This is a genomic window from Arenibacter algicola (assembly GCF_018860365.1).
In the GTDB taxonomy this organism is placed as follows: Bacteria; Bacteroidota; Bacteroidia; order Flavobacteriales; family Flavobacteriaceae; genus Arenibacter; species Arenibacter algicola_B.
On the sequence record NZ_JAHKPO010000003.1, the window covers coordinates 190,443 to 209,547 of the forward strand.

At 40.0% G+C, this 19,105-nt stretch carries 20 protein-coding genes; 7 read left to right on the top strand and 13 right to left on the bottom strand.

Translation table 11 applies throughout. From position 1 onward, the window contains the following. Positions 1-54: 54 nt before the first annotated feature. Genes KO529_RS02755 through recF form a run of 3 tightly spaced genes read right to left on the bottom strand, consistent with a single transcriptional unit; the run spans position 55 to position 1,851 of the window. Entirely contained in the window at positions 55-351 is a 297-nt protein-coding gene (locus KO529_RS02755) for a DUF721 domain-containing protein (RefSeq protein WP_215946394.1), read from the bottom strand. Positions 352-353: 2 nt separating this feature from the next. After that, positions 354-770: a lipocalin family protein gene (locus tag KO529_RS02760; protein ID WP_215946395.1), complete on the bottom strand. Its 417-nt coding sequence runs from the start codon at positions 768-770 to the stop codon at positions 354-356. A 1-nt stretch (position 771) separates the two neighbouring features. Further along, positions 772-1,851, bottom strand: coding sequence for a DNA replication/repair protein RecF (recF, locus tag KO529_RS02765; protein ID WP_215946396.1), 1,080 nt, complete (start codon positions 1,849-1,851; stop codon positions 772-774). 124 nt (positions 1,852-1,975) lie between these two features. Here recF and KO529_RS02770 point away from each other — a divergent pair, with 124 nt between their 5' ends. The 7 genes from KO529_RS02770 to KO529_RS02800 all read left to right on the top strand — a co-directional run bounded on the left by KO529_RS02770 (position 1,976) and on the right by KO529_RS02800 (position 8,157). Beyond that, on the top strand, positions 1,976-2,740 hold the full coding sequence (locus KO529_RS02770) for a tetratricopeptide repeat protein (RefSeq protein ID WP_215946397.1): 765 nt from the start codon (positions 1,976-1,978) through the stop codon (positions 2,738-2,740). A gap of 1 nt (position 2,741) precedes the next feature. Then, on the top strand, positions 2,742-3,221 hold the full coding sequence (ribH, locus tag KO529_RS02775) for a 6,7-dimethyl-8-ribityllumazine synthase (protein WP_215946398.1): 480 nt from the start codon (positions 2,742-2,744) through the stop codon (positions 3,219-3,221). A gap of 135 nt (positions 3,222-3,356) precedes the next feature. Then, entirely contained in the window at positions 3,357-3,647 is a 291-nt protein-coding gene (locus tag KO529_RS02780; RefSeq protein WP_215946399.1) for a riboflavin synthase subunit beta, read from the top strand. After that, positions 3,647-5,500, top strand: coding sequence for a DNA mismatch repair endonuclease MutL (gene mutL, locus KO529_RS02785; RefSeq protein ID WP_215946400.1), 1,854 nt, complete (start codon positions 3,647-3,649; stop codon positions 5,498-5,500). The genes KO529_RS02780 and mutL overlap by 1 nt, the downstream gene beginning before the upstream one ends. Then, positions 5,501-6,247: a rhomboid family intramembrane serine protease gene (locus KO529_RS02790; RefSeq protein WP_215946401.1), complete on the top strand. Its 747-nt coding sequence runs from the start codon at positions 5,501-5,503 to the stop codon at positions 6,245-6,247. It abuts the gene before it with no gap. Then, entirely contained in the window at positions 6,247-7,119 is an 873-nt protein-coding gene (locus KO529_RS02795; protein WP_215946402.1) for a rhomboid family intramembrane serine protease, read from the top strand. Before KO529_RS02790 ends, KO529_RS02795 begins: the two co-directional genes overlap by 1 nt. A 99-nt stretch (positions 7,120-7,218) precedes the next feature. Beyond that, positions 7,219-8,157 carry an endonuclease/exonuclease/phosphatase family protein gene (locus tag KO529_RS02800; RefSeq protein ID WP_354667763.1) on the top strand — a complete coding sequence of 313 codons (939 nt, stop codon included), beginning with the start codon at positions 7,219-7,221 and terminating at the stop codon, positions 8,155-8,157. A gap of 95 nt (positions 8,158-8,252) precedes the next feature. Here the strand turns inward: KO529_RS02800 and KO529_RS02805 are convergent, their stop codons facing one another. The 10 genes from KO529_RS02805 to scpA all read right to left on the bottom strand — a co-directional run bounded on the left by KO529_RS02805 (position 8,253) and on the right by scpA (position 19,064). Then, on the bottom strand, positions 8,253-9,002 hold the full coding sequence (locus KO529_RS02805) for a 3-keto-disaccharide hydrolase (RefSeq protein ID WP_215946404.1): 750 nt from the start codon (positions 9,000-9,002) through the stop codon (positions 8,253-8,255). Positions 9,003-9,092: 90 nt separating this feature from the next. Beyond that, complete coding sequence (locus KO529_RS02810; protein ID WP_215946405.1) at positions 9,093-10,406, bottom strand: Gfo/Idh/MocA family protein; 1,314 nt, start codon at positions 10,404-10,406, stop codon at positions 9,093-9,095. A 222-nt stretch (positions 10,407-10,628) separates the two neighbouring features. Then, positions 10,629-10,937 carry a DUF6122 family protein gene (locus tag KO529_RS23395; protein ID WP_247095737.1) on the bottom strand — a complete coding sequence of 103 codons (309 nt, stop codon included), beginning with the start codon at positions 10,935-10,937 and terminating at the stop codon, positions 10,629-10,631. Beyond that, positions 10,930-11,562 carry a WbqC family protein gene (locus KO529_RS02815; RefSeq protein WP_215946406.1) on the bottom strand — a complete coding sequence of 211 codons (633 nt, stop codon included), beginning with the start codon at positions 11,560-11,562 and terminating at the stop codon, positions 10,930-10,932. Before KO529_RS02815 ends, KO529_RS23395 begins: the two co-directional genes overlap by 8 nt. A 112-nt stretch (positions 11,563-11,674) precedes the next feature. Beyond that, on the bottom strand, positions 11,675-13,405 hold the full coding sequence (gene lepB, locus KO529_RS02820) for a signal peptidase I (protein ID WP_215946407.1): 1,731 nt from the start codon (positions 13,403-13,405) through the stop codon (positions 11,675-11,677). A gap of 85 nt (positions 13,406-13,490) precedes the next feature. Then, on the bottom strand, positions 13,491-14,192 hold the full coding sequence (gene dapB / locus KO529_RS02825; protein ID WP_215946408.1) for a 4-hydroxy-tetrahydrodipicolinate reductase: 702 nt from the start codon (positions 14,190-14,192) through the stop codon (positions 13,491-13,493). Positions 14,193-14,195: 3 nt separating this feature from the next. Beyond that, on the bottom strand, positions 14,196-14,843 hold the full coding sequence (locus KO529_RS02830) for a DUF5683 domain-containing protein (RefSeq protein WP_354667764.1): 648 nt from the start codon (positions 14,841-14,843) through the stop codon (positions 14,196-14,198). After that, positions 14,836-15,762: a ParB/RepB/Spo0J family partition protein gene (locus tag KO529_RS02835; protein WP_215946409.1), complete on the bottom strand. Its 927-nt coding sequence runs from the start codon at positions 15,760-15,762 to the stop codon at positions 14,836-14,838. The genes KO529_RS02830 and KO529_RS02835 overlap by 8 nt, the downstream gene beginning before the upstream one ends. After that, on the bottom strand, positions 15,762-16,535 hold the full coding sequence (locus KO529_RS02840; protein ID WP_215946410.1) for a ParA family protein: 774 nt from the start codon (positions 16,533-16,535) through the stop codon (positions 15,762-15,764). The genes KO529_RS02835 and KO529_RS02840 overlap by 1 nt, the downstream gene beginning before the upstream one ends. Positions 16,536-16,889: 354 nt before the next feature. Further along, entirely contained in the window at positions 16,890-19,064 is a 2,175-nt protein-coding gene (scpA, locus tag KO529_RS02845) for a methylmalonyl-CoA mutase (protein ID WP_215946411.1), read from the bottom strand. Positions 19,065-19,105: the final 41 nt, after the last annotated feature.

Sequence of the window (19,105 nt, forward strand, 5' to 3'; positions counted from 1 at the left end):
ATTAAAAAACACGCCCAAAGGCGTGTTTTTTTTGTGTTAATGTAAAACGGAAACTTATCTCAGAACAATTTTTGTGATTAGATCCTTTCCCAATTCCTCGTTCAATAATTTTATGATCTTGGATTTGCCCAAGCTTAGCTCCTCTCTAAGTACGGATGAAGATAGCGAAACAAAAAGGGTGTCGCTCCGTAATTCTATGGCCGTAGTATAGTTGTTAACACCATTGCCCATGAGATTTATCCAAGCTTCACGAGCATTTACACGGTCCATTCCCTTTTGTAATTTATTTTCAGAAATAAATTCCTGTAGGGCTTCACCAAGCCTAAGGTTGTCGTTTTTTCTCTTAGCCATTTTTACTCAATATTAATGGGTTCAAATCTTTTGTAGTGGTATTTTATGTTTTCCTCACTTAGAACTGTAAAGTTATTCTCCGATAGATTCACAATTTTTTCATGCCATTCGCTCAGATCTGTTGCGTAGTTTATGGTAAAAACACCGTCTTTCTCATAAATAGTAAACAATTCCGCATCATTGGAAGTATCGTAGGTTCCATTAAATTTTGGTTGTACCTTTTTTCGATATCCCTTTAGGTCGTTTATTTCAATGTAGTCTATACTGGTATTAACTGTGTATTCCTTTTCGCTGCCATCCGGGAAAGAAACTTTTTCTATCTCCCAGTAGCCGTTCAAATAGGGTAAATCCAGTTTATCCACTTTATTTTGGCAGCCAGCAAGGCCAATTAAGATAACTATAATATAAACATATCGCATACTACAATTTAAATATTTTATAGGATTGATGTATTTTTTTTACAACTTCCTCCGTTCTATCGGCATGGGTATCACTAAGGAATATTTGTCCAAAATTTTCTTCATCTACCAAATTAATGATATGGGCCACCCGGTTTTCGTCCAATTTGTCAAAAATATCATCTAAAAGTAACAAGGGCGTAGTTCCGGCCTGTTTTTTTATAAAGTAAAATTGTGCCAGTTTTAAGGCGATCAAGAATGATTTCTGCTGCCCTTGGCTACCAAATTTTTTTATTGGGTGACCATCTATCTCAAAGTTGAGGTCATCTTTATGTGTGCCAACACTGGTGTATTGAAGGGCTTTATCCTTTTCCAGACTCCGTTCCAATAAAGTTAAGAGATCGTTGTCCAATAACTTGCTGTCATACGTTAAGTTTACGGGCTCTTTTCCGCCCGAAATGGCAAGATACTGTTCCTTGAATATAGGTATGAACTCTTCCAAGAATTTGGCCCTTTTCGAAAAAATTGTACTTCCGTATTCCTGAAGCTGTTCATTATAGATGGCCAAAGTGGTTTTGTCAAAAGTCTGGTTAACGGCAAAATACTTTAGAAGGGAATTTCTCTGACTTAGGGTTTTGTTATACTTGATCAGATTTTGTAAGTAGTCCTTATCGGACTGTGAGATTACGCCATCCATAAACTTTCTTCTGGTTTCACTGCCTTCAATGATCAGGTCCCGGTCTGCCGGCGAAATAATGACCAAGGGCAGAAAGCCAATATGGTCAGAGAATTTATCGTAAGCCTTGCCATTGCGTTTGATGATTTTTTTCATCCCCTTTTTTAGGCTGCAGAGAATCCTTTCTTCCCTGTCATTTTTTTGAAATTCCCCATCGATCACGAAAAAATCCTCTTCGTGCTTTATATTTTGGGTAGCAACTGGATTAAAATAACTTTTTCCAAAGGAAAGGTGGTAAATGGCATCCAAAACATTGGTTTTACCAACCCCATTATCGCCCACGAAACAATTTATTTTGGCATCGAATTCGAAATTTTCGGACGCAAAGTTTTTATAATTAATAAGTGATAATTTCTTTAGAAACATTCTGACTTGTAAAATATTTAATTTTATTCCTCCCGGAAACTATAAAATATCCAAAAATAACGAATAAATACCCGTTCGGTTTTGGATAAAAACTTTATTTTTGCGCGATTAATAAAATTCAAAAATGGCAACATACAAGAAAAGAGGTTTTAAACCTAAAAATAAAGAAGAGGAGATTTTGTTGGATGAGCAGGAAAGTACAACTGCAGAGGTATTTAGTTCGTTGGATGAAGGAGCTTCCAGATCGGAGGAATGGGTTTCCAGAAATCAAAATTATATTCTTGGTGTAATTGGGGTGATTGCTGTGGCTGTTTTGGGTTATATGGCGTATTTTCAATTTGTGGAGAAGCCAAAGGAAGCAAGTGCTGCCAATGAAATGTTATATCCACAACAATATTTTGATCAAGCATTAGCGGCTACCGCTGAAAAGGATTCCCTATTTACCCTAGCCTTGAACGGGGCAGAAGGTAAGTATGGATATTTGGATATAATTGAAGAGTACAATGGTACTCCTGCAGCCAATTTGGCCAAATATTCGGCTGGGATGGCTTATTTGAATATGCAGAAATATGACGAAGCCATAAAGTATTTGGAAGGATTTTCATCCGATGATTTAATTTTGGGTGCCTTGGCAAAAGGTGGTTTGGGTGATGCTTTTCTTCAATTGAACCAGCCTAGTGATGCCTTGGGATATTATGAGCAGGCTTTTGCCCATAGTGCCAATGACTTTACTACTCCTAAATTTTTGTATAAAGCTGGTGTTACCGCTTTGGAATTGAAGGAAAATAGTAAGGCGCTAAAATATTTCCAAAGAATAAAGGATGAATACCCAAGCTCGGATGAAGCTAGGACTATTGATGCATTTATAGGTAAGGCAAAAAACAACTAGTATGGCTACGGCTAATAAAAATTTATCGGCTTACGATAAAACAACAATCCCAAACGCGAAGGATCTTCGGTTTGGGATTGTTGTTTCAGAGTGGAATGAGACAATTACCGAAGGACTTTACGATGGGGCTATGGAGGCGCTTTTGGATTGCGGTGCCAATGCGGAAAATATTATTCGATGGAACGTTCCTGGGAGTTTTGAACTTACCTTTGGCGCCAAGAAAATGATAGAATCCAAGAAGGTGGACGCTGTTATTGCCATAGGAAGTGTAATTCAGGGGGAGACCAAACATTTCGATTTTGTATGTAGCGCTACTGCACAGGGCATAATGGATTTGAACGTAAGGACCCAAGTTCCTGTTATTTTTTGTGTTCTAACGGATAACAATATGCAGCAGGCTATAGACCGTAGTGGGGGTAAACATGGTAATAAAGGAGCCGAGGCGGCTATAGCGGCCATAAAAATGGCAAGCCTTCGCTAGTTTCCAAAAATTTTCTTTATTGAGCTTGTTGGTTTTGATGAAAAATAGGCGTATTTCCTGTAATTGTTAACATTTTTTGGCAAGGGATTTAAGGCATGTTTTTTGTTTTTGAGTAACTTTGAAACAATAAGGATTATGGGAAAGTTTTCGAAATTACGCAAAAATAAAAAGTTCAATTATACACCTCGCTACTTCAACGATAAAGGTGAGGGAAGTCCGTACAAAATAGAACATAAACTAGACAAATTTAGACCTACTATGGACGGTCGTAGCGGGCTTAAAGGCAAGTTCGGTAGGGCTATGGACGATCTGAAACAATCCGGAAGCCGAAATCAAAAAATTAGAACCCTTATAATAATTGCCGTCCTGATTCTTATTTTTCTTTACATCATAGATTTCGATCTATCTATCTTTATAACTCGATAATGGCAGATATTATTAAGCTTTTGCCAGACCATGTTGCCAACCAAATTGCCGCAGGGGAAGTAGTTCAACGTCCGGCCTCGGTAGTGAAGGAGCTTATGGAAAATGCTATAGATGCAGGGGCTTCTACCATAAAATTAGTGGTGAAGGACGGTGGAAAAACACTTATCCAAGTAATTGATGATGGCGTAGGAATGAGCGTTACCGATGCCCGACTAAGTTTTGAGCGGCACGCAACATCCAAGATTCAAAAAGCGGAAGATCTTTTTCAGCTGAATACCAAGGGTTTTAGGGGAGAGGCCTTGGCCTCCATTGCCGCTATTGCCCATGTGGAAATGCAGACAAGAACGGCTGATGATGAGGTGGCTACGCATATTAAGATTGAGGGCAGTAAGATTATATCACAAGAAGTGACCGTGGCTCCGAAGGGGACCTCTATGATGGTGAAGAATTTGTTTTTTAATATTCCCGCCAGACGAAATTTCCTTAAATCCAACAATGTGGAACTGCGTCATATTTTGGATGAATTTCACAGAGTAGCCCTGGCCCATTCATCTATCAATTTTCATTTTTATAATAACGGAAGTGAATTGTTCAACCTGCCCAATTCCAATAGTAGGCAGCGAATTGTGAATATTTTTGGTGCCAAGACCAATGAAAAGTTGGTCCCGGTAAATGAGGATACACAAGTAGTACAGATAAGCGGTTATATAAGTAAGCCGGAATACGCAAAAAAAAGTAGGGGAGAGCAGTTTTTTTTTGTAAACAATAGGTTTATAAAAAGCCCATACCTGCATCACGCTATTTTGGGAGCTTTTGATGGACTTATCAAAAAGGAAAACCATCCGGGGTATTTCTTGTATTTAACCGTGGATCCGGGTTCTATCGATATCAATATCCATCCTACCAAAACGGAAATTAAGTTTGATGATGAGCATACCCTTTATGCCATTTTAAGGTCTACCGTGAAACATAGTTTGGGACAATTCAACGTAATCCCGTCCTTGGATTTTGAGCAGGATCAAAATCTGGAAACGCCATATGACTACAAGAATAAATCTGCGGAATTGCCCAGAATTAACGTGGATTCGAGTTTTAATCCTTTTAAGGAAGGCTCAGGAACCGGTACAGCACAACGGCCAAGCTTTCAAAAACAGAATACAAAAAGTTGGGATAGCTTATATGTTGGAATGGAATCCAATATAGGGAAGAATTCTGGGTTTAGTAGTGTAAGCTTTGAATCCGATACTATTACAGGTTCTATTTTTGAGAATAAAAAAGAGACCATTGACACTGGTACGACCACTTTTCAATTAAGGAGAAAATACATTGTGACCACAATTAAATCCGGCATGGTGGTCATAGATCAGAGTAGGGCGCATCAAAGGGTACTCTATGAAAAGTTTTTGAAAAATATAACCATCAAGGAGGCAGTTAGCCAACAACTGTTATTTCCCTTATCTTTGACGTTTTCCAAATCCGATTGCGCTATTATTGAAGAAATTCAGGATAGTTTAACCACGGTAGGGTTTGTTTTTGATAGTATTAGTGGGGAAGAGGTAACGGTAACAGGGGTGCCCTTGTCCGTCCCGGAAAGTGAGGTAGGGATTATTCTAGATCAATTGATATCGGACTATCAGCAGGATTTTGTGGTTGATGGCTTTTCGCAGACCGATATATTGGCAAAAACCTTGGCCAAATCCTTATCGGTAAAAACAGGAGAGATATTGGACAGCGATTCCCAGTTGGCTCTGGTAAACGATTTGTTTGCCTGTAAGGAATCTGGGGTAAGTCCTTTTAATAAACCAATATACGTCACCATTACCGAGGACGATATTGATAAAAAATTTATATAAATGGGTAGGATTACGGACGCAGTAAAGCATTTGATAATTATAAATGTGTTGTTTTTTGTGGCAACTCAATTATACGGTGATCAAATGTACCAATGGTTTTCCCTTTGGTTTCCGAAAAATGAAAATTTTGGGTTTTGGCAGGTTATATCGCACATGTTTATGCATGGTGGATTTATGCATATTTTGTTCAATATGTATGCGCTATGGGCCTTTGGTTCACCACTGGAGCGTATGTGGGGAAGAAATAAATTTTTCTTCTTTTATTTCTCGGCAGGAATCGGGGCTGCCTTGATCCACACAGGCGTGAACTACTATTATTTTAATCAAGGGTTGGACGCTCTAGTAAGTTCAGGAATTCCCAAAGAACAGATAATGGAAATTATTACTGGTGGCAAATACAGTCCCAGTTGGTACGATGTAGCCTCCAAGAGTACCATAGATAATTTTTTGGGTGCTTATAATACTCCTGCGGTAGGAGCTTCCGGTGCCATATATGGTGTTTTGGTGGCCTTTGGAATGTCTTATCCCAATAGTGAACTTTTTTTAATGTTTATTCCAGTCCCTGTAAAGGCCAAATATTTTATCCCGGTATTAATTGGGCTTGATTTGTTTTCAGGTGTAACTGGGTATTCAATTTTTGGAAATGGAATAGCTCATTTTGCCCATGTCGGCGGTGCGTTATTTGGGTTTATAATGATGTGGTATTGGAAAAAAAATCAGTTTAACAACAATCGCTGGGACAGGTAATGGGCAATCAGAATATTAGGTATTATTACAACAGGTTAAATATTGCTGAAAGGCTTATAGTCATTAATGTGGCGGTATTTATTCTTAGTGGATTGCTAAAGATATTGTTTGGTTTTTCTGGGGATAGCATTATTGGATGGTTTGAACTTCCAAAGGACTTTTTTCATTTTCTAACCCAGCCATGGTCCATTGTCACCTATTCTTTTTTTCATTCCGGGTTGGGCCATATCTTTTGGAACATGTTGATGCTGTATTATGCGGGTAGAATATTTATGAACCTCTTTGATAATCGCAGGTTTCTCAATGTGTACTTTTTAGGGGTAATTCTTGGGGGAATGATATTCTTATTGAGTTATAATATATTTCCCGCCCTATTGGGTATAAATACATCCTTGATAGGTGCCTCTGCCGGGGTTACTGCTGTACTAATATTTGTTTGTTCCTATTTGCCCAATCAGGAGGTGAGAGTTATTTTTTTTAATGTAAAACTGTGGCATATAGGGGTCTTTGTTGTGCTGTTGGATCTTATTCAAATTTCAATGGGAGGTAATGTAGGAGGCCGTTTGGCCCATTTGGGCGGTGCCGCATTGGGTTATTTTTATGCACGCCAGCTTATTAACGGCAACGATATAGGTAGCGGTTTTGCCAAGTTTTTGGATGCCATTGCCAATTTATTTAAGCGAAGTGAACGAAAAGCACCCTTAAAAACGGTTTATCGCAAAGAGAACCGAGGAGGGGCCAGTACAGAAAATTATGATAAAGAAAGTCGGCAACGTAAAATAGATGCTATTTTGGATAAGATTAGCAAGTCTGGTTACGAAAGTCTTTCCAAAGCTGAAAAGGATTTTTTATTTAAGGCAGGAAAAGAATAAAACGTGAAGAACCTTAATTTTATTGATAAATTCTTGTTCTTCATAAATGCGATTTTTGCACTTCTGTTGTTTATTTCTTGTTTTGTGCCACAAATTTCTGTGACACATTTTGCTTATTTTTCTATTCTTAGCCTTACGGTACCTGTATTGGTTCTTTTCAATTTACTTTTTTTGACCTACTGGCTGTTTAAAAGAAAGAGGCAATTATGGCTATCTGCCTTTGTATTGGTGCTTGGTTATTTCTTCTTGGGAAATTTTTTCAAGTTTAAACTGGCCGAAGAGGAAATCAAGGAAAAGGACCTTAGTATCATGAGTTACAATGTTAGGGGATTCAATAAGTACGACTTGCTTAATGACCCGTCGGCTGAAGGGCGTATAATGGAATTTATTACCTCTGAAGCCCCTGATATATTAGGTATTCAGGAGTTTAGCCGTATTAAGGATAGGCAGCTAAAGAAGATGTATCCCTTTAAATTTATTACCGGCTATAAATCTAGTGAAAAGAGATCCGTTCAAGCCATTTATTCAAAATTCGTAATAATCAATAGTGGATCCTTGGATTTTCCCGATAGTGGAAACAATGCCATTTTTGCCGATATCGTTGTTAATAAGGACACCTTAAGGCTATATAACCTTCATTTGGAGTCTCATAGGATCATACCTAGTGTAAGGCGATTATCAAATGAACCCAAGGGGAGGTTGCTGAAAAGGTTGAGCAAATCCTTTGCAAAACAGGGAGAGCAGGCGCAATTGGTGGAGAAGCATATGGAAGCCGCGCCCTATAAGAAAATCGTATGTGGGGATTTTAACAACACCCAATTTTCCAATGTCTACAAGGTAATCAAAGGGGATATGAACGATTCCTTTACCGAACAGGGAACAGGTTATGGCCGGACCTTTAATTTTAGATATTACCCTGTTAGAATAGATTTTATTTTGGCCGATGAAGCTTTTGAAATTACGGCCCATAGAAATTTCGACATAAAATTATCGGATCATTTCCCGGTAATGGCATCGATTAAAATAGACTCCAATTAGTTTGTTTCCCACAAAATAAGAACCCTAACTTTTTTACCCTTTACGGTTCCTACTTATTATAAGCGCTAGGAACTGTTCCAATCGTCAACGAGCCATTAAAATACTTTCTTGGCAGTTTGTTCCTCCGATGTAACACCGGGTGGTAATTCTATTATTTTAAAATTTTTAAACTGGATTTCTGCACCTTCGGACTCCAGGCATAAGTAACCTTTTTTGATGGACGATTTGCTTATGCCATTTACAAATTTCCCATTTACGGAGAGTTTTATGGTTCCATCTACACATACCACTTTGTAACTGTTCCATTGCTCCTTGCCAAGTGCCCTATTTTCGATGGATTTACTTCTGGTGCCCCTAGGGTTGTCGGGTGTTGTTTTAACTCCGCCAACGCCAAAAAGTTCGCCGTGTACGTATGCTATGGGAGGCTTTACCCCATCACGTATATTTTGGTTTACCCAATCCAGTTCCAGCATTTGCACTTCCACGCCTCCCGGTAAGCGATCTTTTTCGCCTGGTATGGCATCGCTCCACACAAATACTCCAGAATTTCCACCTGCTTCCATATGTCGCCATTCCACAAGCATGATAAAGTTCTCATATTGCTTTTCTGAACGCATAACGCCAATGGGCAGACCAGAACAAATAAGTATGTCCTTTTCTTTTCGCCAAGTTTCCGGATCTGTATTTACATTGATCCAGTTAATGGGTTTCTCTTTTACCTTTTCCTTGCTGGCCAATTGTTCCAAAGTGGTTTCGGTACCAAAGCTTATTGGTTTGCTTTGGGCCAAGGCATTTAAACTTGTTGCCAAGGTAAACAACAGGCAAAGGTTTGTAAATATCTTCATTGGGTTGTTTGGTTTATGTTAATTGATTGAATGCCTTGGCTCATAGTACTATTTTGACAGGATGTAGCGTCTTAAGTACGTTTGGGTAAATTATATAAATTTAGTTTTGCCGGGAACGGCCACGGGTTGTGTTGGCCATTTTAAATCCCAATTATATTCATCCACTTTGGGACCTAGGCTTTCCTGTGAATTAAAGGCCTGTTCCCAGCTAATGGTCTGGCCGGTATAGCCAACCATACGTGCCCATATGGCCAGCATGGTACTTGTGGCCATCCATTCGCCATTGTTGATCGGATTTCCATTTCTGATGGAAGCGAAAAGCTCATCGTGCTCTGTCTGGAACATATTATTTCTTTCACCGTCATATGTCCATTTGTTCTTTCCTGTTATTTCGTACCTACGACCAATATGTACTATGGCACTACCCTCACTGCCAAAAACTTCAACACTATTTTTGTGGGACGTATCACTTTGTTGTCTAGTAAAGTGGTACCCTTTAGCCCCGTTGTCGTATTCGAATTCCACGGCAAAATGATCAAATATATTACCGTATTTTTTGTCTACCCTAACTTGTCTTCCCCCAGTTCCAGTGGCACTTATGGGCATTTTATCTCCCATCACCCAAGACATCATGTCTAAACTATGAACGGCCTGTTCCACGACAAAATCCCCCGATAACCAATTGTAATAATACCAGTTGCGCATGTTGTATGTCATATCGGTCCAGTCTGGTTGTCGTTCCTTGTACCAGGCTTCCCCTCCATGGCGGAAAGTGGTAACGGTTCTAATATCTCCAATAGCTCCATCCAAAACGCGGCCATATACTGCCCTATTGGGATAGTCATACCTAAAACAGAAGCCGGATACCAGGGATAGTTTTTTTTCTTTGGCCATTTTTGCTGCAGCAAGCACTTTGTGCACGCCGGGAGCATCCACTGCCACCGGTTTTTCACAGAAAACATGTTTTCCAGCATTAACAGCTGCGGTTAGATGGTCTGGTCTAAATGCGGGTGGTGTAGTTAATAAGACCACATCTACGCCAGATTCGATTACTTTTAGATAGGCATCGAAACCTATAAACTTGTTCTGCTTGTCCACTTTTATTTTGTCGCCTGCAATCTTCAACAGCGCGGAATGCGCTTCCTCCAGTCGATCTTCAAAAACATCGCCCATGGCATAGAGAACTACATTGGGGTCGGCTTCCAAGGCTTGGGCGGCAGCTCCGGTTCCCCGTCCGCCACAACCGATGAGGCCTACTTTTAGAGGGGAGTCCTTATATGCAGTTGTAGCTCCAAAAGAAATAGCAGGATATGTCAGCGAACTCCCTATAATTGCTATCCCCGATTTTTTTATAAAATCCCTTCTTCCTGGGGTAGGAGAGTGCGTAGATGTATGGTCTTTCATTTTATTGTTGTCAATTAGATTTACTCTTGTTTAAAGTTCATACAAAATAGCAATAATTTTCTTAAGTCCTTAAAATGGTCTTTTCCCGGTTTTTTATTGTGGTAGTCTTATTATTAGGAAGAATATTGAGTGGTAATGGGTAGTGAGGCCAATTAACGATATATGGATAAAACAGGAGGCAGGTGTAGTTTGCCAACCGTAAATGGGTGTCATGAAAGGACCTTACATTAAGTAGCAGTCTACGGTGTCTGCCAATATGTGTATTAAAAAGGCAATTCCGAAGATCCTGGTTTTTGTAAAAAAAAGTAATAGGAAGTAACCGGCAATGGCCCAATACATATGTAAGGGGTGAAAGTTGATACTGCATCGGCCTGGGTCAAAAATGGGGTCTGCCAATAGGTGATCTAAATCCAAAAGAATTCCAGCCAACAGTATCAAGATTATTTTTAGGCGGTGTTCCTTAAAGAAAACCAGACCAATAATAATTGGAAGTATAAAATGAATTCCATAATGCAAACAAAACCTAAGCATTGGATAGGTTTAGGTTCAAGTTTTTTAGATGGGTCAAGGCGTTGGTACCTTCATTGAACAAAAGGTCCAAAATACTTAGATTAGGAATAAAGTCATTTCTGTCCTCAAATACTTGTACATATTGTGGCTGTTGAAATTGAAGCTTTGTTTTGGAATTGATTAAAGTCCTCCCGTCAATTTTGTCGGTAACATCAACCTCAAATACTTTGGTCCTGTCCAAGGGCATTTTAATTTGCAAACATTCGCATATGGTCTCGATTGTTTTCAAATTAAAATCCATTAAAGAGTGGAATGTATTGTGGTACAATGGGGCAATATCATCTTCATAGAACTCGAAGAAGGGAGAGGTTCTATACGCTGTTTCCAAGGTTCGCCAATGTTGTCTCTGCCAGGGATAATCGTTGTCCATTTGTACATCACTGTACCTTTGCTTCCCTTTTCTGTTACCAACGTGTTTTATGGGTATAGTGAGCATGTGCATCCCTAGGTCCGTACAAATATAACACCTGTTTCGAAAAGTTTGTTTTTGAAAATTGTCCATTACTTCCCAACAAATATCATTTTGAACAATAGCGGCAAAATTGGCGATATTGGGAAAATAACCAGGATGAAGCAGAAGTGTCATAGTTTCTATGATTGATCAATGTAATAATTGATTAATGTATCAATGGGATATGGGATATATGATAAGTTTGTATTGAACAATTGGTACATTTAATTGTTTTTTAATGGATGCTTTAACCATCCACTTTCTTCTTTTTCCTAAAGAAATCAAATATGAACCAGGCGGCCAATAAGATCAAGAAATACTTAAAGTAGGAGGTAGGCTCACCATCTCCGTTTACAGTAGTAAATACCCTGTCCCATCTTACCTTCCAGTTACTCATGCCATCGTTGATGCCATCAATACTCATCCATATAAAAATAGGGGTACCTACAATATGGTCTTCAGGGACATAGCCCCAGAATCTACTGTCTTCGGATCTATGTCTGTTATCTCCCATCATCCAATAGTAATTCTGTTTAAAAGTGTAGGAATCGGCAACTTCGCCGTTAATGAGGATTTGATTTCCGTTCACTTTAATGTCATTTCCTTCGTATTCCTTAATTATCTTTTCATAAATGGGGAGTACCTCTATGTTAATGGGAACCGTTTTTCCTTTTTCGGGAATATATATCGCACCCATATTGTCTACAGTACCTGCATGCGCTGCATTTTGTGGAAATACGGAGGTATCGGGATTTTTATAGGAAAATTTGTTGATAGAGGTAATTCCATCCTTGCCTGTATAGCTTTTGGCCTCTGCCTCGGTTAAATTAAAGAGCGCCATATTCTTCATGTCCTCGGACTTTAAATAGTCCTTCACTTTTTGGTTGCCCACATTGCCCGCGTAATAGGTATAGGATGAATCGGATTTTATTTTTTCCAAATTCATGGCTTGTATTACCTCGGTAGCCCGTTCCTGTTGGAGAGAGCTGTTGGGAACGCGTATTACATTTCCGGATAGGTTCTCCCTGCCCAAAAGTTCTATAGCGGCATTCGAAAATTGTCCGTCTACGGTAACCGTATGCAAGAATTCTGGCTTTGCCCTATAAGGTAAAACGGTTTTTTCCCCGTTGATGTAAACATAGCCATCTTTAATGGTCAACGAATCTCCGGGTACCCCAACACAACGTTTTACATAGTTGGATTTTTTGTCGATGGGTTTGCGTACCCCTTGCTGTTTTTTAAAGAACTGGTATACGGTATCTGCCGGCCAACTAAATACAACAATATCGTTTCGTTTTACTTTTTTAAACCCGGGAAGTCTTAAATATGGTAATTGTAATTTATTCCAAATAGAAGTTTTGTAGGTAGCAGGGTCAACATCCGCAACATAGGATCTGGTCTTTAGTACGGGAAGCGTATCGTGGACCATGGGTGCGGCAACAGTGGTCATTGGTATCCTTGCCCCATAATGAAATTTACTTACAAAAAGGAAATCACCGACGAGCAGGGTTTTTTCCAAGGAACTGGTGGGGATAACAAAGGGCTGTATCAAATAGGTGTGGACCAAAGTAGCGGCTACAATTGCAAATACAATAGAGCTAACCCATTCACCGAGTGCGGTTTTGGGATGAATGTCCCTGTTTTCAATATATTTTACGTCCTCAAAATAGTTTACGTAATAGATATACAGTCCTAAAGTTAATATGGCCAGCCAGGTATCCAGCAAACTATTTTTCCCAAAACTTCTAAGGGTTTCGACCCAGACCACGGGAAACATCAATAAATTAATGATCGGGATAAAAAGTAAAATAACCCACCATTTCGGCCTATTGATAATCTGCATCAGCACAATGGCGTTGTAAACTGGGATTGCAGCTTCCCATGCTTTTCTTCCTGCTTTTACATATAATTTCCAGGTACCTAAAAAATGTATCACCTGAATAATTAAAATAAATATAATCCACTGAGTGCCGTTCATATTGGTAATTATTATCTAAAGATTGATAGTTGTAAAAGTATTGATCAATCGTTAGGTCATTTTAAGTCGTTCTTTGTTACGTTATTTAACTAAGGTTTAACACGTCCTTCATTGTGAAAACCCCTGTTTTTCCAACGATCCACTCCGCAGCAATCACTGCTCCTAGAGCAAAACCTTCCCTATTGTGGGCGGTATGTTTAATTTCAATGCCATCCACTTCGCTTTCATATGAAACGGTGTGGGTTCCGGGAGTATCGGCGATACGCTTGGCCGTTATGGGAATTTCCTTGTCCCCCGCACTGTCCAATTTCCAATTGGTGTAATTAGTGTTGTCAATAACACCTTCGGCGAGAGTAATGGCCGTTCCGCTAGGGGCATCCAATTTTTGGGTATGGTGGATTTCTTCCATGGCAATCTGATATTGCTCTTGGGATGCCATCAATTTTGCCAAATAGGAGTTTAGCTCAAAAAAAAGGTTGACACCCAGACTAAAATTGGAGGCGTAAATGAATGCTCCATTATTTTTTTTACATAATTCCACGGCTTTTTGGTAATCCTGAAGCCAACCCGTAGTGCCGGAAATTATGGGAACATTGTGTTCCAGACAGTTTTTAATGTTTCCATAAGCGGCGTTGGGCATACTAAAATCGATAGCAACGTCTATTTCGGAAAAATTTATATCAGTAGCGTCCAAATCAATTTTAGCTACAATATGATGGTTTCTTTTTAGGGCGATCTTTTCAATCATTTTACCCATTTTACCATATCCGAACAAGGCAATATTCATAAATTAAAACTTAATGGTTAATGCCATACCATAAACTGGTTTGGCGGTAATAGCGTCCATGTCCAAAAATGGTTTAAAATCCATACTAAGGTCATCATCCACGTTAAATTGTTTTAAATGCGAATCCACATTGGCATCCACAATATTCAGGGCGTACATCCCAATGGTGACAAGAAGCCATAAATCCCGGTCTTCCTGATATCTTTCCTGTGCACTTTCCAACGCTGCTTCCGAAAAATCAGGATCTGCCCCAGGGGCATTGGGTGTTCCCAGATCATAAAATTCATCATCCGTAAAACCGGCCTGGCGGCGTTTGAATGCCGTTCTAAAACGGTCATAGAGGTCGTCGTTGTATATATAGCCATATATTCCACCACCAATAATGGCATAAACAATGGGGGCTTTCCAATAACGTTTGTTATATATTTGGCCAAGTCCGGGGAACACAGCGGAGTAGAAGGCAGCCTTACTTGGTGCCAAAGGATTAATGGCTTTTTTTTTGACTTTAAGGGTGTCGACCACGGTAATCCCCTCTTTTTTAAGAGAGGTTGTAATAGAATCGGATACCTGGGTATTGTTTTCTTCCTCCTGCCCTAGTCCAAAGGTGATAAAAAGAAAATATATAGCCAGTGATACAAGATATTTACTCACCCGTAATCAATTTTTTTAACCGATTGAATTCTTCCTTGGAGTGAAAGGGGATGGTGATTTTGCCTTTACCTTTTTCAGAGGCCTTAATGTCTACTTTTACGGATAAATAATCCGAGAACGTACCAAGATTTTTGCTAATAAAATCTGGGCTTATGGCTGCTTTCTTTGAATCTTTGCCAGATGGGGCCACTACCGGTGCTAAGTTGGTGTTGCCTTCCTGATAATCCTTTACAGCTTTTTCCGTATCCCTCACCGATAGATTTTCGCCTACAATTTTTTCGTAAAGGGCAATTTGGTCCTGTTTTTTTTCCACATTGACCAATGCCCGTCCATGGCCCATGCTAACAAAACCGTCACGTATACCGGTTTGTATAATGGGATCCAATCGTAACAAGCGCAAATAGTTGGTAATCGTAGAGCGTTTTTTGCCAACCCTTTCGCTCATCTTTTCCTGGGTCAATTGTATTTCATCGATCAATCTTTGGTAGGATAGTGCAATTTCAATGGGATCTAAATCCTGTCGTTGAATGTTTTCAACCAAGGCCATTTCCAGGGATTCCTGGTCGTTGGCAATACGGATATAGGCGGGTATGGTTTCCAGTCCAATTAATTTGGATGCCCTGTACCTACGTTCCCCTGAAACTAATTGATATTTGTTGAAATCCAGCTTTCTTACCGTTATTGGCTGTATTACTCCCAATTCTTTGATGGAAGAGGCCAATTCCTGCAGTGCTTCATCATTGAAATTGGAACGGGGCTGAAATGGATTCACATCTATGGAGTCCATATCCAATTCCACAATATTGCCCACAACCTTATCGGCATTCTTGTCGGTGGCCGACTGAATATCGTTTTCCGGGTCTTTCAATAGGGCTGATAATCCGCGGCCCAACGCTTGTTTTTTTATTGCTTTCGCCATTATACTGTCTCCTTGTTTTTCACAACTACTTCATTTGCCAAATTTAAATAATTGGCAGCTCCTTTGCTACTGGCATCATATTTAATAATGCTTTCCCCATAACTAGGGGCTTCGCTCAACCTTACATTTCTTTGAATTATGGTATCGAAGACCATTTCGGAAAAGTGCTTTTTTACCTCTTCCACTACTTGGTTGGAAAGCCTTAATCTGGAATCGTACATGGTAAGTACCATACCTTCTATATCCAATTCAGGATTGTGTATTTTTTGAACACTTTTAATAGTGTTCAATAATTTGCCCAATCCTTCCAATGCAAAATATTCACATTGTATAGGAATCATAACAGAATCGGCCGCAGTAAGGGCGTTTAATGTTAAAAGACCTAGGGATGGCGCACAATCTATAAGAATATAATCGTACTTGTCCTTAAGATGGCGAATGGCATTTTTCATCATATATTCCCTGTCGTCCTTGTCTACCAATTCAATTTCGATGGCCACAAGATCTATATGTGCCGGGATAAGATCTACATTTGGGGAGGAGGTCTTAACGATGGTTTCTTCGGCTGTTTTGGTGTGTTCCAATAGTTGGTAGGTTCCCAATTCAATACTATCCACATCCAATCCTAGTCCGGAAGTTGCATTAGCTTGGGGGTCAGCGTCTATTAGTAATACTTTTTTTTCCAATACACCCAAAGAGGCGGCTAAATTTACCGAAGTAGTAGTTTTTCCTACACCACCCTTTTGATTAGCAATAGCAATTATTTTGCCCATTATCATAGTAAGTTAGGGGGTAAAAATACGATTATTTAAGTTGTAATAAAATGTATTTTGTTAACACTGGGTGAATAACTGTAGTCTTTGAAGTTAAAGTACGTTAAAGTTGTATGGGATTTGTTGTCAGGCTATTAGAGGTTTATTGTTTTTTCACGAATCACTTATACACAACTTATTAATGGGACCCAATAATTAAAATCGTGGGTCACCTAGTAGGAAAATTGTAGAACTAGGCCCCAAAAAGGCAGGGACATTGGTGGAATAACCCAACTCTTGAGCTTATTTCCTAATTGTGGTCCAAGCTTAACTTTGAAGTTTAAACCCATTTTGTCCGTTCAAGGACTACAGATATTATGTGCTTAGGATTTTCAAAATTTCGATGGCCGTATCGCTTATTTTTGTGCCCGGACCAAAAATTGCCGCGGCACCTGCTTCATACAAAAAGTCGTAATCCTGTTTGGGTATTACCCCGCCCACAATTACCATAATATCGTCTCGCCCATAGGCTTTTAATTCCTGTAGTACCTGTGGTACGAGGGTCTTATGGCCGCCGGCCAAGGAAGAGATTCCCAGAACATGGACGTCGTTTTCCACGGCTTGTTTTGCCGCTTCCGCTGGAGTCTGGAACAAGGGGCCAATATCCACATCAAAACCCAGATCGGCATATCCCGTTGCCACAACTTTAGCACCACGGTCGTGACCGTCCTGCCCCATTTTGGCAATCATTATTCTAGGCCTACGGCCTTCCTGCTCGGCAAAACTGTCGGCCATTTCCCTAGCTTTGCCAAAGCTGTCATCCCCTTTTAATTCTTTTGAATACACCCCGGTAAACGAATTTATAATTGCCTTGTGCCTCCCAAAGGCATTTTCCAAAGCTGTGCTGATCTCACCCAGTGTAGCTCTTGCCCTGGCGGCCTTTATAGCTAAAGCTAGTAAATTTTCCTCTTCCAGAGCATTTATGTTGGTAGTTTTGGATGAATTGGGCTTCATTCTTTCTTTTGCAACATTGGTAAGTGCCAAAAGTGATAGTTGCACTTCATGTTCATTTCTATTAGCCTTGACCATTTCTAAACGTGCCAATTGCTGTTTTCTGACCTCGGCATTATCCACCTCCAATATTTGAAGGACATCTTCTGTTTTGGACAAGTATTTGTTAACACCAACAATGATATCCCTACCGCTATCTATACGGGCTTGTTTTTTTGCGGCGGCTTCTTCTATCCTCAATTTTGGAATTCCAGCGTCGATTGCCTTGGTCATTCCCCCCAATTCTTCCACTTCTTCTATAAGGGTCCATGCCTTTTGTACAATTTCGTCCGTTAATTTCTCTACATAATAACTTCCGGCCCAAGGGTCTACAGTGTTAGTGATTTCGGTCTCCTTTTGCAAATATAATTGAGTGTTTCTGGCAATACGCGCAGAAAAATCCGTCGGGAGGGCTATGGCCTCATCCAAGGCATTGGTATGTAGGCTCTGTGTGCCGCCAAAAACTGCTGCGGCCGCCTCAATGGTCGTTCTGGTGATATTGTTGAACGGGTCTTGTTCGGTAAGGCTCCATCCGCTGGTTTGGCAATGGGTCCTTAGGGTGAGCGACTTCTCATTTTTTGGATTAAATTGTTTTACCAATTTGGCCCAGAGCATTCTGCCGGCCCTCATTTTGGCAATTTCCATAAAATGATTCATCCCAACACCCCAAAAGAAGGATAATCTTGGGGCAAAATCATCAATACTCAATCCTGCTTTTAAGCCGGTTCTGATATATTCCAGGCCATCGGCCAAGGTATAGGCCAATTCAATGTCGGCAGTGGCCCCGGCCTCGTGCATGTGATAACCGGATATACTTATGCTATTGAATTGGGGCATGAACTTACTGGAATATTCAAAAATATCGGCAACGATCTGCATAGATGGGGCAGGAGGGTAGATGTAGGTGTTCCTTACCATAAATTCCTTAAGAATGTCGTTCTGTATGGTTCCCGAGAGATCTTTTGGTAAAACTCCCTGTTCCTCTGCAGCTACGATATAAAAAGCCATAATAGGCAACACTGCTCCGTTCATGGTCATGGAAACAGACATCTCATTCAATGGAATATCCTGGAATAAAATTTTCATATCCTCCACGGAATCAATGGCAACGCCGGCTTTACCAACATCGCCCACCACTCGGGGGTGATCACTATCATATCCTCTATGGGTTGGTAGATCAAAAGCTACGGATAATCCTTTTTGACCAGCCTTAAGATTTCGTCTGTAAAATGCATTGCTTTCCTCTGCTGTTGAGAATCCTGCATACTGCCTTATAGTCCAAGGTCTACTGACATACATGGTGGAATAGGGTCCGCGGAGAAAAGGAGGTATGCCCGCGGCGAAATTTAAATGTTCCATACCCTCAATGTCTTCCTTGGTATAATTTTTTTTCAGTATTATTCCTTCCGCGGTCTCATATGGCAAAACGGAGTCTTGATCCAGAATATTCTTTTCTGGAACGGACTTCAGTTGAATATGTTGAAGATTTTTTCTTGCCATGTTTTTGTTCGTCTTGTCCTAATCTATACTTGTCTGTTTGG

Coding starts and splice junctions, on each gene's coding strand:
- KO529_RS23395 (WP_247095737.1), bottom strand. CDS start 10,937: ATGCTTAGGTTTTGTTTGCATTATGGAATTCATTTTATACTTCCAATT.
- KO529_RS02755 (WP_215946394.1), bottom strand. CDS start 351: ATGGCTAAGAGAAAAAACGACAACCTTAGGCTTGGTGAAGCCCTACAG.
- dapB (WP_215946408.1), bottom strand. CDS start 14,192: ATGAATATTGCCTTGTTCGGATATGGTAAAATGGGTAAAATGATTGAA.
- KO529_RS02780 (WP_215946399.1), top strand. CDS start 3,357: ATGGGAAAGTTTTCGAAATTACGCAAAAATAAAAAGTTCAATTATACA.
- KO529_RS02795 (WP_215946402.1), top strand. CDS start 6,247: ATGGGCAATCAGAATATTAGGTATTATTACAACAGGTTAAATATTGCT.
- KO529_RS02770 (WP_215946397.1), top strand. CDS start 1,976: ATGGCAACATACAAGAAAAGAGGTTTTAAACCTAAAAATAAAGAAGAG.
- KO529_RS02815 (WP_215946406.1), bottom strand. CDS start 11,562: ATGACACTTCTGCTTCATCCTGGTTATTTTCCCAATATCGCCAATTTT.
- recF (WP_215946396.1), bottom strand. CDS start 1,851: ATGTTTCTAAAGAAATTATCACTTATTAATTATAAAAACTTTGCGTCC.
- KO529_RS02760 (WP_215946395.1), bottom strand. CDS start 770: ATGCGATATGTTTATATTATAGTTATCTTAATTGGCCTTGCTGGCTGC.
- KO529_RS02840 (WP_215946410.1), bottom strand. CDS start 16,535: ATGGGCAAAATAATTGCTATTGCTAATCAAAAGGGTGGTGTAGGAAAA.
- KO529_RS02790 (WP_215946401.1), top strand. CDS start 5,501: ATGGGTAGGATTACGGACGCAGTAAAGCATTTGATAATTATAAATGTG.
- mutL (WP_215946400.1), top strand. CDS start 3,647: ATGGCAGATATTATTAAGCTTTTGCCAGACCATGTTGCCAACCAAATT.
- lepB (WP_215946407.1), bottom strand. CDS start 13,405: ATGAACGGCACTCAGTGGATTATATTTATTTTAATTATTCAGGTGATA.
- KO529_RS02805 (WP_215946404.1), bottom strand. CDS start 9,002: ATGAAGATATTTACAAACCTTTGCCTGTTGTTTACCTTGGCAACAAGT.
- KO529_RS02810 (WP_215946405.1), bottom strand. CDS start 10,406: ATGAAAGACCATACATCTACGCACTCTCCTACCCCAGGAAGAAGGGAT.
- ribH (WP_215946398.1), top strand. CDS start 2,742: ATGGCTACGGCTAATAAAAATTTATCGGCTTACGATAAAACAACAATC.
- KO529_RS02835 (WP_215946409.1), bottom strand. CDS start 15,762: ATGGCGAAAGCAATAAAAAAACAAGCGTTGGGCCGCGGATTATCAGCC.
- scpA (WP_215946411.1), bottom strand. CDS start 19,064: ATGGCAAGAAAAAATCTTCAACATATTCAACTGAAGTCCGTTCCAGAA.